Annotated in this window: 15 protein-coding genes; 10 read left to right on the forward strand and 5 right to left on the reverse strand. The window is 69.7% G+C overall.

Going from position 1 to position 15196, the window contains the following annotated elements; translation table 11 throughout:
• Window positions 1–37 precede the first annotated feature (37 nt).
• Both ACQPYK_RS43525 and ACQPYK_RS43530 read right to left on the reverse strand, forming a co-directional pair.
• On the reverse strand, window positions 38–2242 hold the full coding sequence (locus ACQPYK_RS43525; protein WP_433245494.1) for a transglycosylase domain-containing protein: 2205 nt from the start codon (window positions 2240–2242) through the stop codon (window positions 38–40).
• Window positions 2243–2344: 102 nt separating this feature from the next.
• Window positions 2345–2824: an Lrp/AsnC family transcriptional regulator gene (locus tag ACQPYK_RS43530; RefSeq protein ID WP_433245497.1), complete on the reverse strand. Its 480-nt coding sequence runs from the start codon at window positions 2822–2824 to the stop codon at window positions 2345–2347.
• 102 nt (window positions 2825–2926) lie between these two features.
• On the opposite strand from ACQPYK_RS43530, the gene hppD reads away from it, so the two are divergent.
• From hppD to ACQPYK_RS43545, 3 genes are all read left to right on the forward strand, one after another.
• Entirely contained in the window at window positions 2927–4036 is a 1110-nt protein-coding gene (hppD, locus tag ACQPYK_RS43535; RefSeq protein WP_433245499.1) for a 4-hydroxyphenylpyruvate dioxygenase, read from the forward strand.
• Between the two features lie 150 nt (window positions 4037–4186).
• The gene (locus ACQPYK_RS43540; RefSeq protein WP_433245502.1) at window positions 4187–4612 is read left to right on the forward strand and encodes an RDD family protein; all 426 of its coding nucleotides are present in this window, start codon (window positions 4187–4189) and stop codon (window positions 4610–4612) included.
• A gap of 82 nt (window positions 4613–4694) precedes the next feature.
• Window positions 4695–6155 (forward strand): M1 family metallopeptidase, encoded by a 1461-nt coding sequence (locus ACQPYK_RS43545; protein ID WP_433245505.1) that lies wholly within the window; start codon window positions 4695–4697, stop codon window positions 6153–6155.
• An 18-nt stretch (window positions 6156–6173) separates the two neighbouring features.
• Here ACQPYK_RS43545 and ilvA read toward each other — a convergent pair whose 3' ends face one another.
• Complete coding sequence (ilvA, locus tag ACQPYK_RS43550) at window positions 6174–7382, reverse strand: threonine ammonia-lyase (RefSeq protein WP_433245508.1); 1209 nt, start codon at window positions 7380–7382, stop codon at window positions 6174–6176.
• A gap of 134 nt (window positions 7383–7516) precedes the next feature.
• On the opposite strand from ilvA, the gene ACQPYK_RS43555 reads away from it, so the two are divergent.
• The 7 genes from ACQPYK_RS43555 (at window position 7517) to ACQPYK_RS43585 (ending at window position 13827) form a co-directional block, all read left to right on the forward strand.
• The gene (locus ACQPYK_RS43555) at window positions 7517–7858 is read left to right on the forward strand and encodes a PadR family transcriptional regulator (RefSeq protein ID WP_433245511.1); all 342 of its coding nucleotides are present in this window, start codon (window positions 7517–7519) and stop codon (window positions 7856–7858) included.
• Window positions 7859–7863: 5 nt separating this feature from the next.
• Window positions 7864–8787, forward strand: a complete 924-nt coding sequence (locus ACQPYK_RS43560; RefSeq protein WP_433245514.1) for a hypothetical protein — start codon at window positions 7864–7866, stop codon at window positions 8785–8787.
• Between the two features lie 126 nt (window positions 8788–8913).
• Complete coding sequence (locus tag ACQPYK_RS43565) at window positions 8914–9822, forward strand: hypothetical protein (RefSeq protein ID WP_433245517.1); 909 nt, start codon at window positions 8914–8916, stop codon at window positions 9820–9822.
• A 67-nt stretch (window positions 9823–9889) separates the two neighbouring features.
• Window positions 9890–11641 carry a peptidoglycan-binding protein gene (locus ACQPYK_RS43570; RefSeq protein WP_433245520.1) on the forward strand — a complete coding sequence of 584 codons (1752 nt, stop codon included), beginning with the start codon at window positions 9890–9892 and terminating at the stop codon, window positions 11639–11641.
• The gene (locus ACQPYK_RS43575; protein ID WP_433245522.1) at window positions 11631–12470 is read left to right on the forward strand and encodes an ABC transporter ATP-binding protein; all 840 of its coding nucleotides are present in this window, start codon (window positions 11631–11633) and stop codon (window positions 12468–12470) included. The genes ACQPYK_RS43570 and ACQPYK_RS43575 overlap by 11 nt, the downstream gene beginning before the upstream one ends.
• A 2-nt stretch (window positions 12471–12472) precedes the next feature.
• Entirely contained in the window at window positions 12473–12649 is a 177-nt protein-coding gene (locus tag ACQPYK_RS43580) for a hypothetical protein (RefSeq protein ID WP_433245525.1), read from the forward strand.
• A 2-nt stretch (window positions 12650–12651) separates the two neighbouring features.
• Window positions 12652–13827 carry an ABC transporter permease gene (locus ACQPYK_RS43585; protein WP_433245528.1) on the forward strand — a complete coding sequence of 392 codons (1176 nt, stop codon included), beginning with the start codon at window positions 12652–12654 and terminating at the stop codon, window positions 13825–13827.
• A 134-nt stretch (window positions 13828–13961) separates the two neighbouring features.
• Here ACQPYK_RS43585 and ACQPYK_RS43590 read toward each other — a convergent pair whose 3' ends face one another.
• Both ACQPYK_RS43590 and ACQPYK_RS43595 read right to left on the reverse strand, forming a co-directional pair.
• On the reverse strand, window positions 13962–14408 hold the full coding sequence (locus ACQPYK_RS43590) for a hypothetical protein (RefSeq protein WP_433245531.1): 447 nt from the start codon (window positions 14406–14408) through the stop codon (window positions 13962–13964).
• Window positions 14398–15000: a MerR family transcriptional regulator gene (locus ACQPYK_RS43595; RefSeq protein WP_433245534.1), complete on the reverse strand. Its 603-nt coding sequence runs from the start codon at window positions 14998–15000 to the stop codon at window positions 14398–14400. Before ACQPYK_RS43595 ends, ACQPYK_RS43590 begins: the two co-directional genes overlap by 11 nt.
• Between the last annotated feature and the right edge of the window lie 196 nt (window positions 15001–15196).

The following is a 15196-nucleotide window of genomic DNA, read 5'->3' on the forward strand; positions in this document are numbered from 1 at the left end:
CGGGGTGTCGCGACGACCACGAGAGCTCAACGCCCGGTCAGCGGCCCTGAGGCGCCGGGGAGACGTTCGCCGGAGGCCGGTTCTGGCCCCGGCCCTGGGTGCCGTCGCCCGTGCCGTCGCCGACGCCCGTGCCGTCACCCGTCCCGTTGTCGGCGGGGCCGTCCGTTCCGTCGCCCGTGCCGTCCCCGTCGCCCATGCCGTCGCCGTCGCCCGTACCGTCCGGGGACTGGGTCTGGTCAGGAGTCTGACCGGTCGTCCCGTCGGGGAACGGCGTGGGAGTGACGGCGTCACGGCCGTCGTCGGTGCCGAAATCACGCTCGTCCGAGGGATAGCCGTCGTCGCCTTCGTCGCCGTAGCCGTCGTCGTAGTAGGTGGAGTAGCCGTAGTTGGACGGTTCGGCGAAGTCCTTGACCGGCTTGCCCGACATCGCCTCGGTCATGAAGGCGCGCCAGATCTGGGCCGGGTAGGTCCCGCCGTACTGGGCGCTGCCGTTGACGACCACCGGCTTGTTGTCGTCGCGGAACATGTCGACCGCGGTCGCCAGCTGCGGGGTGAACCCGGCGAACCACACGGCCGCCGACTTGTCGGTGGTGCCGGTCTTTCCGGCCACCGGGCGGTCGTAGAGGCGAGCGGCCGAGCCGGTGCCCGCCTCGACGACCTGGGTCAGCGCGTAGGTGGCGTCGATGGAGGCCTGCTCGGCGAAGGCCCGCCTGCCCTTGACCTTGATCTTGGTGGTCTTCCCCCTGGCATCGGTGATCGAGCGGATCACGTGGGCGTCGCGGTGGACGCCTCCGGCGGCGAACGTGGCGAAGCCGGAGGCGTTCTGCACGGCGCTGACCGACGCCACGCCCAGCGGCAGCGTGGCTGCGGACCGGTGCGGGTCGAGCTGGCCGCTGGGGATTCCGGCCTCCTCGGCGGTTTTGACGACCTTGTCGAGGCCGACCTTCTGCCCGAGGTCCACGAACGCGGTGTTCACCGAGCTCTGGGTGGCCTTGACCAGGTTGATCTCGCCGTAGGAGTAGCCCTCGGAGTTGGGGATCTCCTGGTCGGAGGCGACTCTCAGGGGCGAGTTGCCGTTCACCCGGGTGTCGAGGCCGAAGCCGTTGTCCAGGGCGGCGGCCAGCGTGTAGGCCTTGAAGGTGGATCCGGCCTGCACCTTGGCCGAGAAGGAGTTGTCGAACTTGTTGGCGTCGTAGTCGCGGCCGCCGTAGAAGGCGACGACCTCGCCGGTCTCGGGGTCGACCGCGGCCAGGCCGGTGCGGACCCGCTTGGAGGTGCCCTCGGGCAGGACCGAGGTGACGGCCCGCTCCGCGGCGGCCATCAGGCCCTTGTCGAAGGTCGAGACGATCTTCAAACCACCCTGGTTGATGATCTCGTCGGTGTATCCCATGCGCTTGAGCTCGGCGGCCACCTGGTCGAGCATGTAGCCCTCCTGACCCTTGGGGTCGAAGACCGCCCTGGGTTTCCTGAGGGCGGGAAAGGTGGTCGCGGCGGCCTGCTCGGAGGTCAGGGCCCCGGTCTGCACCATGCCGTCGATCACCGACTTCCAGCGCGCCTTGGCCGCGTCCAGGTCGGCCCCCCGGGGGTCGGCGAACCGGGACGGCTGCTGGATCACCGCGGCGAGGTAGGCGCTCTCGGCGAGGGTGAGCTTGCCGACGTCCTTGCGGAAGTAGGCGTCGGCCGCCGCCTGGATGCCGTCGGCGCCCCGGCCGAAGTAGATCGTGTTGAGGTACTGCTCCAGCACCCAGTCCTTGGACTTCGACTGGTCCACCTTCAAGGAGATCATGACCTCCTTGAGCTTGCGGACGACGGAGCGCTCCTGGCTGAGGCCGCTGTAGTAGTTGCGGACCATCTGCTGGGTGATCGTCGAGCCGCCCTGGAGCTGCTGGCCGGTGACCGTGGACCACATGGCGCGGAAGGTGCCCTTGAGGGACACGCCCTTGTCCTCGTAGAACGAGCGGTTCTCCGCGGCGATGACCGCGTCCTTGACGCTCTCCGGTATCCGCGACAGCGCCACGCTCCTGCGGTTGACCCCCTGCTTGCCCAGCACGGTCTTGCCGTCCCGGTAGTAGATCACCGAGCCCTGCGCGGTGGCTTGGGGCTGCGTGCTGTCCGGGATCGGCGTCATGAGCCACACCACCCCGAGAAGGCAGGCCACGGAGACCACGGAGACGCCGAAGACGATGAGCGTGACCCGCAGGAGTCTCCTCCTGGATCTGCCCTTCCCGCCGCCCTTTGCCACGCCCGAACCCCCATCCACTCCGCGTTCACCCCCCGTGAGCTGTGCGGACCGTAAGGGTAAACGATGGATAACGGTGTCTGAACCCCGCTTGGGATAGTACGGCTAGCTCTTCCCCTGGCGCGGTACATCGGCCACCAAAGGAAGAACCCGGTATGGCACGGGGGTGTCCAGCGCGATCACCGACGAGGTCCTGACCACCCCGTGAACGTCAACAATCAGGTCAATGACCCTCTGCAGATCGGCATTGCTGCGCGCCACCACCCGGCAGTGCATGTCGTCGCCTCCGGTGATCGTGTGCACCTCCAGCACCTCGGGGATGCCGGCGAGCTGGTCGGCGACCGGATCGTGCCCGCTGACCTGCCGGATCTGCAGGGTGACGAACGCGGTGACGTCGTATCCGAGCGCGGCCGGATTGACGTCGGGGCCGAATCCGGTGATCACTCCCCGGGCGGTGAGCCGGTCGAGACGTGCCTGCACGGTCCCCCTGGCCACGCCGAGCCGCCGGGAGCACTCCAGCACGCCGAGCCTGGGCTCGGCCGCCAGCAGGGCGATGAGCCGGGCGTCGAGTCGATCAATCGTCATGATGTACAGACACTCCTGCGGAACACACGACTTGCTGAACAGATTGTCCACTGTTTCAAGTATCCCTTGCACAGACAGCCCATCAAAACCGACAGTGTGCGCATGAGTGACATCTTTCCCGTGAACGGCATGCACGCCGTCGTCTTCGCCGTCGGCAACGCCAAGCAGGCCGCCCACTACTACTCCAGCGCGTTCGGCATGCGGCTGGTGGCCTACCGGGGCCCGGAGAACGGCAGCCGTGACGAGGTCGCCTACGTCCTCACCTCCGGCAGTGCCCGGTTCGAGTTCCGCGGCGCGGTACGGCCCGGCACAGGTGTCTCCCGCCATGTCGCCGAGCACGGCGACGGCGTGATCGACCTGGCCATCGAGGTCCCGGACGTGGAGGCGGCCTACAGCGGCGCGCTGGCCCGGGGCGCCAAGGGCCTCGCCGAGCCGTACACGGTGGAGGACGAGCACGGCAAGGTCGTGCTCGCGGCGATCGCCACCTACGGCGAGACCCGTCACACGCTGGTCGACCGGTCCAACTACAGCGGCCCCTACCTGCCCGGCTACGTGGCGGCCGAGCCCATGGTCCCGGCCCCCGACGTGAAGAACGGTCGCCTGTTCCAGGCCGTAGACCACTGCGTCGGCAACGTGGAGCTCGGCAAGATGGACGAGTGGGTGGAGTTCTACGGCCGGGTCATGGGCTTCACCAACATGGCGGAGTTCATCGGCGACGACATCGCCACCGAATACTCGGCGCTGATGTCCAAGGTGGTCGCCGACGGCACTCGCAAGGTGAAGTTCCCCCTCAACGAGCCGGCGATCTCCAAGAAGAAGTCGCAGATCGACGAGTATCTGGAGTTCTACGGCGGCCCCGGCGTGCAGCACATCGCGCTGGCCACCAACGACATCCTCAGCACCGTCGACCACATGCGCGCGGCGGGCGTGCAGTTCCTCGACACGCCCGACTCCTACTACGACGACCCGGAGCTGCGCGCCCGCATCGGCGAGGTCCGCGCGCCGATCGACGAGCTGAAGAAGCGCAAGATCCTGGTCGACCGGGACGAGGACGGCTACCTGCTGCAGATCTTCACCAAGCCGGTGCAGGACCGTCCCACGGTGTTCTTCGAGCTCATCGAGCGGCACGGCTCGCTCGGCTTCGGCAAGGGCAACTTCAAGGCGCTCTTCGAGGCGATCGAGCGTGAGCAGGACCTCAGGGGCAACCTGTAACCGCCCTTGGCTTTGTGACGGCGAGTCCCCGGTGATCAAACGCCCATGGGAACACCACCGTCACCACCACCGCCGCCACCGCCGGACGACTCGGGACCACCTCCCTGGTCGGCCCCACCCCCAGGGTGGGGCCACGGCGGCGGGGCGGCGATGAGGCTCGGCGGGCGCTGGCGCCGCCTGTTCGCGGGCATCCTCGACATCATCATCGTCGGCGTCATCTCCTCGCCGTTCACCTACGAGACGTTCACCACCGTCTGGGACACCGACAAGGACGTCTTCGTGCGGGTACCCATCCAGCACACCTTCCTGGCCGCTCTCATCGGCTTCCTGTACTACTGGCTGCTGACCGCCTTCTGGAACGGGCAGACGCTGGGCAAGAAGCTGTTCGGCCTGCGCGTGGTGGACGTCGGCGGAGGCAAGGTCGGAGTCGGGCAGGCCGCGGTCCGCGAACTGGTGGCGTGGCTGCTGTACGCCACCTGCTGCCTGGGCTGGATCAACCTCGCCTTCATCCTTTTCAACAAGAGAAAACAGGCCATTCATGACATCGCCGCCAGGACACTGGTCGTAGATGTCTGATCGCCCCAGGTCACGGTCCTCGCTCGCGTAGTCTGCGATGAGGCGGCTCGGAACGGCCGGGTCAGAAGGGGGATTCGAGGGCATGGCGTCCGGTCGGCTGGCTACGGCGGCAACCGTCACTCTTCTCGGCATACTCGGCACCGTCGCCTGCTCGGCGTCGAGCGGGGAGAGCATCTCCGTCAGGAGCCCGGCGTCCTCGGGCGCACCGGCCTCCAACCCGCCCCACGCGGCGGGCGGCAGGATCGGTGCCGCCGGGATCGGCGACCCCGACTTCCCCAACGACGGCAACGGCGGCTACGACGTCGACCACTACCGGCTCAAAATCGACTACGACCCCGCTTCCAAGCACCTTTCCGGCGTGACCGGGATCGAGGCGAAGGCCACCCAGGACCTGGCCCGGTTCGACCTGGACCTGAGCGGGTTCGAGGTCGGCCGGATCACCGTGAACGGCACCGCCGCGCGGTTCGAGCGGGCCGGGGACGAGCTCGTCGTGTTCCCGGCCAGGCCGATCTCCAACCGGGCCGCGTTCACCGTCGAGGTCACCTACGCCGGGGAGCCCAAGCCGGTCAGGGGCTCGTCCAACCTGGGCACCTACGGGTTCATCCCGACCGAGGACGGCGCCTTCGTCGCCTGCCAGCCCAACGGCGCCAAGACCTGGTTCCCCGGCAACGACCATCCGGCGGACAAGGCGCGCTACGACTTCGAGATCACCGTCCCCGCGGGGTTGACCGCGCTGGCCAACGGCGAGCTCGTCGGCGCGCCGAAGACCGCCGGGGGCAGGACGACCTTCGTCTGGCGGGAGAGCCACCCGATGGTGAGCTACCTGGCCACCGCGACGCTGGGCAGGTTCGAGCTGCGCCGGGGCACCACGGCCGGGGGTATCCCGAACCTGGTGGCCGTGGACCCGCGCTACCGCAGCGGGCTCGACGACCTCTACACCCTTTCGGAGAAGGTCACCGACTACTGGAGCACGGTGTTCGGCCCCTACCCGTTCTCCTCCACCGGCGGCGTGATCGACGACTTCTCCGCGGGCTACGCGCTGGAGAACCAGACCAAGCCCATGTACGGCGGGTTCGACCCGGACGAGGGCATCGTCTCCCACGAGCTGGCCCACCAGTGGTTCGGTGACAGCCTGAGCATCACGCGGTGGCGCGACCTCTGGCTCAACGAGGGCTTCGCGAGCTACGCCGAGTGGCTGTGGGCCGAGCACCAGGGCCAGGGCACCGCCGAGCGGACGTTCCGCAGCCGCTACTCGGCCGGCCCGGAGGCCGCCATCTGGAAATACCCGCCCGGTCGCGCCAAGCCGGAGGACCTGTTCAACAACTCCGTCTACTCCCGTGGCGCCATGACGCTGCACGCGCTCAGGCAGCGGATCGGAGACCCGGTGTTCTTCACGCTGCTGAAGACCTGGACCGCCCAGCACAAGTACGGGTATGTCACGACCGATGAGTTCGTGGCGCTGGCCGAGACGCTCTCCGGCAAGCAGCTCGACAAGCTCTTCGAGGTCTGGCTGTTCACTCCCGGCAAGCCGACCGAATGGTGACGCCCCGGCCGGCGCGGGTCAGCCGAAGGTGAGCCGGTAGCCGTCCTTGCGCAGCGAGGCGAGCACCTCCTCGGAGTGGTCGGGGCCCTTGGTCTCCAGTTGGAGCTGGACCTCGACCTCTCCCAGGTGCACGCCGAGCCGCTCGTGCACGATGTCGAGGACGTTCGCGCCGAGCCCGCCCAGCTTGGTCAGCAGCAGCGCCAGCACGCCCGGCCGGTCGGGCAACGGCACTCGCAGAGTCAGATAGCGGCCCGCCGCCGCCAGGCCGTGCCGCAGGACCTTGGCCAGCAGCAGCGGGTCGATGTTCCCGCCGGAGAGCACGGCCACCACCGGGGGCTCGAAGACCTGTGGTTCGGCCAGGATCGCGGCCACCCCCGCCACCCCCGCCGGCTCGACGACCTGCTTGGCGCGTTCGAGGCAGAGCACCAGCGCCCGGGAGATGTCGCTTTCGGTGACCGTCACGACGCTGTCGACCAGATAGTGGATCAGCTCGAAGGGCAGCTCGCCGGGACGGCCCACCGCGATGCCGTCGGCCATCGTGGAGGCGGGCTGGACCATGACCGGATGTCCGGCCGCCAGCGAGGCGGGGTAGGCGGCGGCCCGCTCGGCCTGCACGCCGACGATCCGTACGCCCGGACGCAGCGACTTGACCGCGAGCGCGACCCCGGCGGTCAGGCCGCCGCCGCCGAGCGACATCACGATCGTGCCGACCTCGGGAAGCTGTTCCAGGATCTCCAGCCCGATCGTGCCCTGCCCGGCGATGACGTCCGGATGGTCGAACGGGTGGATGAACACCGCCCCGCTCCGCTCGGCGTGCTCCTTGGCCTGGGCCAGCGCGACGTCGACGGTGTGGCCGGCGAAGATCACCTCGGCGCCGTAGGAGCGGGTCGCGGCCACCTTGGGCAGCGGCGCTCCCTCGGGCATGTAGACCGTCGCCTTGGCCCCGACCAGTCCCGAGCCGAGCGCCACCCCCTGCGCGTGGTTGCCCGCGCTGGCCGCCACCACGCCCCGGTCGCGCTCCGGACCGGTCAGCCCGGCGATTCTCACGTAGGCCCCGCGCACCTTGAACGACCCGGAACGCTGCAGGTTCTCGCACTTGAGGTGGACCGGACCGCCGATGATCTCCGACAGCGCGTGCGAGTGCAGCAGAGGGGTCCGCAGGGCCACGTCGGTCAGGAGGTCACGGGCGGCGACCACGTCGTCGTAGGTCACCTGGGGGTCGGACATGCCTGCCATCCTTCCACCCCCGTCCGGTACGGCCGCACCCGGCACAACGGGCGGAGCCGTGCCGGACAGGTCATGGCAAGTCACTTCAAGGCCACAGTTGACCATACTTCGTCGATCGAAGTATGGTCTTCCGCATGGCTAAAGGATCACCTGCGGTCAGTGAGCCGACCTATTTCATCCTCGCCTCGCTGCTCGACGGCCCTCTGCACGGACACGGAATCATCAAGCAGACCCTGGAGCTCTCGGAGAACCGGGTGAAGCTGCCGGTCGGCACGCTCTACGGCGCGCTCGACCGGCTGGCCGCCAACGGCCTCATCCACGTGGACCGCGAAGAGGTCGTCGACGGCCGGCCGAGGAGATATTTCCAGCTCACCGACCAGGGACGGAACCTGGTCTCGGCCGAGGCCCTGCGCATGCAGCAGGCCGCCTCGGTCGTGACCAAACGGATCCTGCGCCCCGGATCGGCGTTCTCGTGACCGTCGTGACAGAACACCGCACCGCCACGGGGGCGGGTACGGGAGTTCTGGAGCGGCGCTATCGGCGGCTGCTGCTGGGCTACCCCCGCGCCTACCGGTCCGGTTACGGCGACGAGCTCATCGCCACCCTGCTCGACACCGCCGAACCGGGGCGCACCCTGCCCGCGGCCCGCGAGTCCTTCGCGCTGGTCGTCGGCGGGGTGCGAACCCGGATGATCTACGCCACGCAGCGGCCCGCCTGGATCGACGGGCTCCACCTCGGGGTCCTGGCACTGTCGATCGCCCAGCTGGCGATGCTGGTGCCGTACGCGAGCGTCGTCCCGCTCTGGGTGGGGCTGTCGGCGCTGGCCGTCCTGCTCGTCATGCGCGGGCGGGTACGGCTCGCGCTGCCGGTGGTGGTGCCGGTCGCGGTCAAGGTGTGCGCGATCACGCTGGGGCAGCCCTGGCTGGACCGCACCCTGCTGCCCGTCGATCCCGATCGGTTCTGGGGCGGCGGGGCGCTCTACGGAGGCGGTGGCCCGGTGGCGCCGATGGCCGGCTACGCGCTGGTCGTCCTGGGCCTGCTGACGCTGGCCGCCCACGAGCGGCGGCTCGGCGAACGCTCCTGGTTCTGGCTGCCGGCGGTCCCGCTGCTGGCCGGCGCCGACCCGGCGGGGCTGGACTTCTCCGCGGGCGCCGGGTCGCACGCCATGGCCAGGGCCGGTCTGGAGATCGGAGTGCTCCTGCTCGCCGCCTGGGCCGGTCACGTGGCGCACGACCCACGCTGGGCCATGGCCGCCGGCATCTACCTGGTACCGGTGCTGGCGGTGTACGCCGAGAACCTCGGCGACCACTCCGAGCAGGACCTGGCCCACCTGGCCGTGCTGGTCCTCCTCACGGCGTTCGCCGCGGCCGTGCCGTACCGCGCGAAACGGCGCATCGTCCTCTAGCCCCTCCTCCGGCCTCCTCGCGAGCCCCTCCTCCGGCGTCCTCGCGTAACCCCTTCGCACGTCTCTCCTGTCACGGGCGCCGCCGCCTCTCGCAGGCATGCCCGCACATCGAAACGGGGTCACCCAGTGTCACGAGCTCTCACCGTCATGCCCGCGGCCGCCCTGGCCCTGGCCACGCTGGCCGGCTGCGGCGCGGACCCGGCACCGCCCGCCGCCACCGCCACCGCTACCGCCACCGGGCAGGCGTCCGCGGCCGCCGCTCCACACGGCAAGCGCCGCCAGATGGAGGCGATGCGCGCCGACTGCATGAAGCAGAGGGGCTTCAAGTACATCCCGAACATCCCTCCGCCGGAGAAAGTTCACAAGGACGCCGCCCTCGCGGGAAACGGCGACTATCCGGCCATGCGCAGATATCGCGAGAAGCACGGCTTCGGGGTCTACTTCGCCTTCGCCTATCCCGACGACCCCGAGTACGGCCTCGGGCAGTCCATCCCCGACCCCAACATGGATCTCGCGCAGTCGCTCTCGAAGACCCAGTACAAAGCCTGGTCCGCCGCTGACAACGCCTGCTACGCGGCGGTGTTCAACAAGTTCACCGGCAAGAAGGTCTCCTCCGCGGACGACGTCACCACACAGGCGGACGACCTGTTCATCAAAACCAGGGAGCGCCGGCTCGACGGCGACCCGCAGTTGGTCGAGCTGGCCGGGGACTTCGGCGGCTGCCTCAAGCGCAAGGGCTACCCGGTCGCCTCGCTCAAGCCCACCGCGATGGCGTTCAACAGCTGGGACATGTTCGAGAAGGAGCGCACCACCGTGCTGAACAAGTACGTGGGATCGAGCGCGGGCAAGAATTTCGCGTCCCTGCGCCTGTCACCCGGCGAGGCGAGGCCGTACCTGGCCAAGGAGATCAAGGTCGCACTGGACGACCTGGAGTGCGGCAAGGACTTCTACGCCGCGTTCCTTCCCAGACAAACGGAGATCTGGGAAGAGGTGTGGAACCAGTTCGGCCAGAAGGACGGGTTGCTGCCGTGGTGAAGCTACTGCCGTCTCCCACCCGCACCCGCAGCCGTGCCGTACCGTGCCTTCCAGCGGGTGAGCCGCGGTGAGGTCGAGGCGCCGGGCGCTGAGCGGCATCGTGGCCGGGGTCGTCGTGATCGCCGGGGCCGGGTGGGCCGTCGGCTCCCGGCTGCGCTCCCCCGCCGACGAGGCCGCGCTGCGGCAGCCGCCCAAGGCGTCGCTGATCACCTCTCCCGTCGTACGGAAGAAGCTGACCAGCACGGTCGCCGTGAGCGGCACTCTGGCCTACGGCTCGCCGCTGCCCGTCACCCTCGCCGGCGTGGTCGGCGGCACCGCCGAGGCCCAGCGGGTCACCCGGGCCCCCCGCCCCGGCAGGATCGCCGAGGGATCGGTGCTGATGGAGGTCAACGGCCGCCCGGTGTTCGCCCTGCGCGGCAAGGTCCCCATGCACCGGACCATCGCACCGGGCACCGCGGGCGCCGACGTCAGGCAGCTCCAGACGGCGCTGCGCCGCCTCGGGTTCGGCGCGCCGGCCACCGGCGTCTTCGACTCCGCGACCACGGCCGCCGTCCAGCGCTGGTACGCCAAGCGGGGCTACAAGGTCCAGGAGCCCGACCTGGCCGCCAAGCAGAACAGGCAGCAGCTACGCCAGGCCGTGCAGACCGCCGAGGAGGCCCTGCTCACCGACAGCAAGGCGCTGGACGCCGGACGTGACGTCATGCCGCTGAAGCTCAAATTCGACAACACCCGCGCGGACCTGCGAACCGCCGAGGGCGCGCTGGAGGAGGCGGGCTCCGCCGACCTCACCGCCGAGGAGACCCGCCAGCTGGAGGACCTGCGCCGGGCCGTACGGACCGCCGAGGAGGAGGTGCTCGCCGCCGACCAGGCGCTGGCCGCGGCCAAGCCCGAGGACGACCGGCGGCTGCTGGAGATGAAGGCCTCCAACGCCCGGCAGAACCTGGAGTCCGCGCGGGCGGCGCTGGACACCTTCGACGACCAGGCGGGCGAGGGCAGGGACAAGCGCCTTGAGGAGCTGCGCAAGGCCGTACGGCTGGCCCAGGAGAACCTGGTCGCCGCCGAGCAGGCACTGCGCCAGGCCCGGCAGGACTCCCCGCTCCGGTTGAAGATCGCCAACGGCCGCGAGAACCTCACGAGCGCCAAGACGATCCTGGCCGAATACATGAAGACGTACGGCGTCGGCGTCCCACCCGGCGAGATCGTCTTCCTGCCCTCGCTCCCCGCCCGGCTGGACAAGGCGTCGGTGAAACCCGGCGACACCGTCGAGGGCAAGGTCGCAACCGTGACCAGCTCGGCCTTCGCGGTGACCGGCTCGGTGGAGAGCAAGGAGGCCAAACTCCTGCGCAAGGGCATGAAGGCGACGTTGGAGACCACCGACGGCACGAGATTCCCGGCCGTGCTGAGCGCGACCGGGGAGGCGGCCAAGCCCGCCGAGGAGGAGAAGAAGTCCGAAGACGACAAGGCTTCCGCGGAGACGCTGGGCTCGGTGCCGGTGCTGCTCACCCCGACGGTCACCAAGGGTCTGCGCCGGCTGGTCGGCGTGCCGGTCACCGTGAAGATCTCCATCGGCGCCACCGGGGGCGCCGTGCTCACCGTGCCGGTGGCCGCGGTCGTCACCTCGGCAGACGGCCGGCCGCGGGTCCAGGTAGAGGTGTCCGGCGACCCTGATGACTCCGGCGGCTCCAGCGATTCCGGCGACAAGGTCCACGACGTCGAGGTCAGGACCGGCCTCACCGCCGACGGCGACGTCGAGGTGACGCCTGTGAAGCCGGGCGGCCTGAAAGAGGGCGACCGGGTGGTGGTGAGCGGTGATTCCTGACGTGATCCCCGACGTCATCCGGCTGGACGACGTCAGCCGGGTGTTCCACACAGAGCCACCCGTGCACGCGCTCTCCAAGATCTGCCTGCGTGTTGGGCAGGGGGACTACATGGCCATCGTGGGCCCCTCGGGGTCCGGGAAGTCCACCCTGCTCAACACGTTGGGCCTGCTGGACCGGCCCACCTCGGGCTCCTACCTGCTGGACGGAATCGAGACGACCACCTTGAAGGACGGGGCCAGGACCAAGCTGCGCGGGCGCAAGATCGGGTTCGTCTACCAGTCCTTCCACCTGCTCGCCCATCGGACGGTGGCGGAGAACGTCATGCTCGCCGAGGTCTACGGCCGAAGCGGGAGAGGCGTCCAAGGCGACCGAGGCAGCCGGAGCGACCGGAGCGGCCAAGGCGGCCCGGGCGGCCCGGGCGGCCGGAGCGGCCGGAGCGGGTATGAGGACGCGGGAAACCTGCCGGCGGGTGCCCCGGTGAGCCCCGCCCCCGGCCGGCACGGTCGGCGGGGGCGGCGGGCACGCGCCGAGGAGGCGTTGGAGAAGGTGGGCATGACCCACCGCGTCGACTTCCTGCCCGGCCGTCTGTCCGGCGGCGAACGCCAGCGGGTGGCCATCGCCCGCGCGCTGATGGGAGCCCCGTCGCTGCTGCTGTGCGACGAGCCCACCGGCAACCTCGACAGCAGGAACACCGAAGCGGTCCTCGATCTCTTCGACGACCTCCGCGCCCAGGGGCTCACCCTTCTGGTCATCACTCACGAGGACGCGGTGAGCTCCCGCGCCGGGCGCCGGGTCCGCATCAGCGACGGCGTCCTCACCGAGGAGTGACCATGCGTCTCCACGACCGCACAGCCGGCTCCCTCCACCCCGCTCGGAACGTGGCCACACCCGCGACCGCCCTCCGGCACGTGACCGCGCGCACTCGCCTGGACGAGGCCGCCTTCCCGACCGTCCGCTGGAACGCGACCACGCCTTCACCCGCCCTCCGTCCCTTCGGGAAGGTGTGACCGTGGACATCCGTGACCTCTGGACCGAGGCCCTGGCGGGCATGCTCGCCCGCCCGGTCCGCTCGGCGCTGACCACGCTCGGCACCGTCCTCGGCATCACCACCCTGGTCATCACCCTGGGCATCGCCGCCACCGCCGGAAACCAGATCGTCGGCCGGTTCGACGAACTGATCGCCACCGCGATCACCGTCGAGGTCCCCGACAAGCCCGACCCGCTGGTCACCTGGGACGCTCCGGCCGCCCTCACCCGGCTGCGTGGGGTCACCTCGGCCGCCGCGCTCGCCCAGACCGACAAGAGCTCCAACCTCCAGGTCGCCTCCAACACCCTGGTGGACCCGACCAGGGTGACCGACCAGACCCTGGCCGTGGTGGCCGCCGGACCCGAACTCCCGCGGGCGGTCCACGGCCGGATGACCGAGGGCCGCTTCTTCGACACCGGGCATATCAAGCGCCGCGACCGCGTGGTGGTCCTCGGCGACCAGGCCGCCGAGATGCTCGGCGTCACCCGCCTGACGAGCGCCCCCGCCGTCTTCATCGAGGACCGCGCCTACACGGTGATCGGCATCCTGGGCGACCTGCGCCGTGAGCAGATCCTGTCCACCGCCGTGATCGTGCCGCCCACGATCGGCGCCGACTTCGGGCTGAAGAACGTCACTCGCGTCCTGGCCAACACCACCCTCGGCGCCGCCGAACTGATCGCCCGTCAGGCCCCCGTCGCGCTGAGCCCCAACCACCCCGGCGAGCTCCAGGTGATCGCCCCACCCAGTCCCAAGCGCGCTCGCGACGGCGTCCAGGACGACGTCAACGGCCTGTTTTTGATCCTCGGCCTGGTGTCCCTGGTGGTCGGCGCCATCGGCATCGCCAACGTCACGCTGGTCACCGTGATGGAGCGCGTCGCCGAGATCGGCCTGCGCCGCTCCCTGGGCGCCGCCCGCCGCCACATCGCCGCCCAGTTCCTGCTGGAGTCCACGCTGATCGGCATGACCGGCGGCGTGATCGGCGCCAGCTTGGGTCTGCTCGCCGTCGTCGCCATCTCCGCCGTCAACGAGTGGACCCCCGTCCTCGACGCCCGCCTCGCCCTCGCCGCCCCTCTGGCCGGCGCCGCCGTAGGCCTCCTGGCAGGCCTCTACCCGGCCCTTCGCGCCGCCCGCATGGAACCCGTGGACGCTCTGCGCTGAGCCCTCCTCGACGGCCCTCCCACGAAGACGGCGCCACGCGACGATCACGCACGTCGGCGGCGCGGCGCGCCACGGAGTCCGGCCCGGTACGGCGAGGCGCGCCGAGGGGGCGAAGCCGCACGATCCGAAGTCTGTCAGCCTGCGCGCTTACGCCGACGAGTCTTTACAAGATCACGGCAACGGGCTGTCAGGTCATCGATTTCGGGCAGGTTCGGCTCCGCTCCGTCGCCATCGCAGCAGGCGGGCTTGGTGCGTTCGCCCACCGGCGGCGCGTCCAGTCCGCAGACTCCCCATAGTGAAGCGTAGACATCGTGCGTCCGATCGCGCTCATCATGGGGCCCCATCATCAGCACCCATGAGCGACCCGCGCCTTCGAAGGCGACCACTACGCGCATGGCGCCTCTCAGATGCTTGACGCACAACCGGTTTACCGGAAACTCCCCGGTGAGCCGGTATCCAAGGGCCGCGCAACCTCGTGCTTCCAGGTCTCCGACGAAGGCGACGAAGGCTCTCAGATCCGCTCCGCGCAAGGCCTCCGCCTGTTTCTCCGCGAGAACCGAAAGATAGACCTCAGTCCTCACCGGCAGTCAGCTCCGAGTTCTTGGAACCCCACTCCGCCTTGATCTCTCGCCACGGACGGCCCTCACCTTGCTCCATCTGCCGCAGGCTGTCCGCTAGCTGATCGCTCTCTGCGAATTCCCCGTCCTGCAGGCGACGCCAGACCGCCTCGGCAAGATTGCGGGTACGGCCGGCTCGACGCAGATCCTGGACGAGCGTCGCCACGGCGTACAGACGTTCGGCCTCAAGCATCAACCGGGCCCGGTCCCTGACCGGGGAGAGCAACCCTTCCTTGACCCATGCGCGAACCGTCTTCTCGTCAACGCCAAGGATCTTCGATGCGATCGTCGCCCGCACCGGCTCGGCATGGGCGAGCAGGTCCTGGACGACTTCTCTGACCGTGTCGCGGGTGTCGGTCTCATGGGTGCTGGCAGCCACCGCGTCCAGCCGTTGCGCCTGGTCGAACAGAGCCAGCGCGGCCCGCTCTTCGACCTCTTTCCTACGGAGGGCCTGCGCCATACCGGCCGTTTCCTGATCGCACTGCGTCGGAGATGTCCGATGCTTTCGCTTCTTGACCGCTCCCACCGAAGACTTCCCGGGCTTGACACCAGCCATGAGGACGATTCTCCCTTCCTCTTGATGCTACTCCCTGTTTCGGCCTTTAAATCGGGAGTCAGCACTGATCGTTTATTGAAGCGGGTCTCCTGGCTTGGCCCTGGCATCGGTAGGCGCGGCTCACCCGCGCGGCAGCGCGGGCGGCCCGTGAACGGTCGGCGTCACGACGGCCGGCCACGCGCGCCGGCGGCGCGGC

It is taken from the genome of Streptosporangium sp. CA-135522 (assembly GCF_050949235.1).
Classification (GTDB): domain Bacteria; phylum Actinomycetota; class Actinomycetes; order Streptosporangiales; family Streptosporangiaceae; genus Streptosporangium.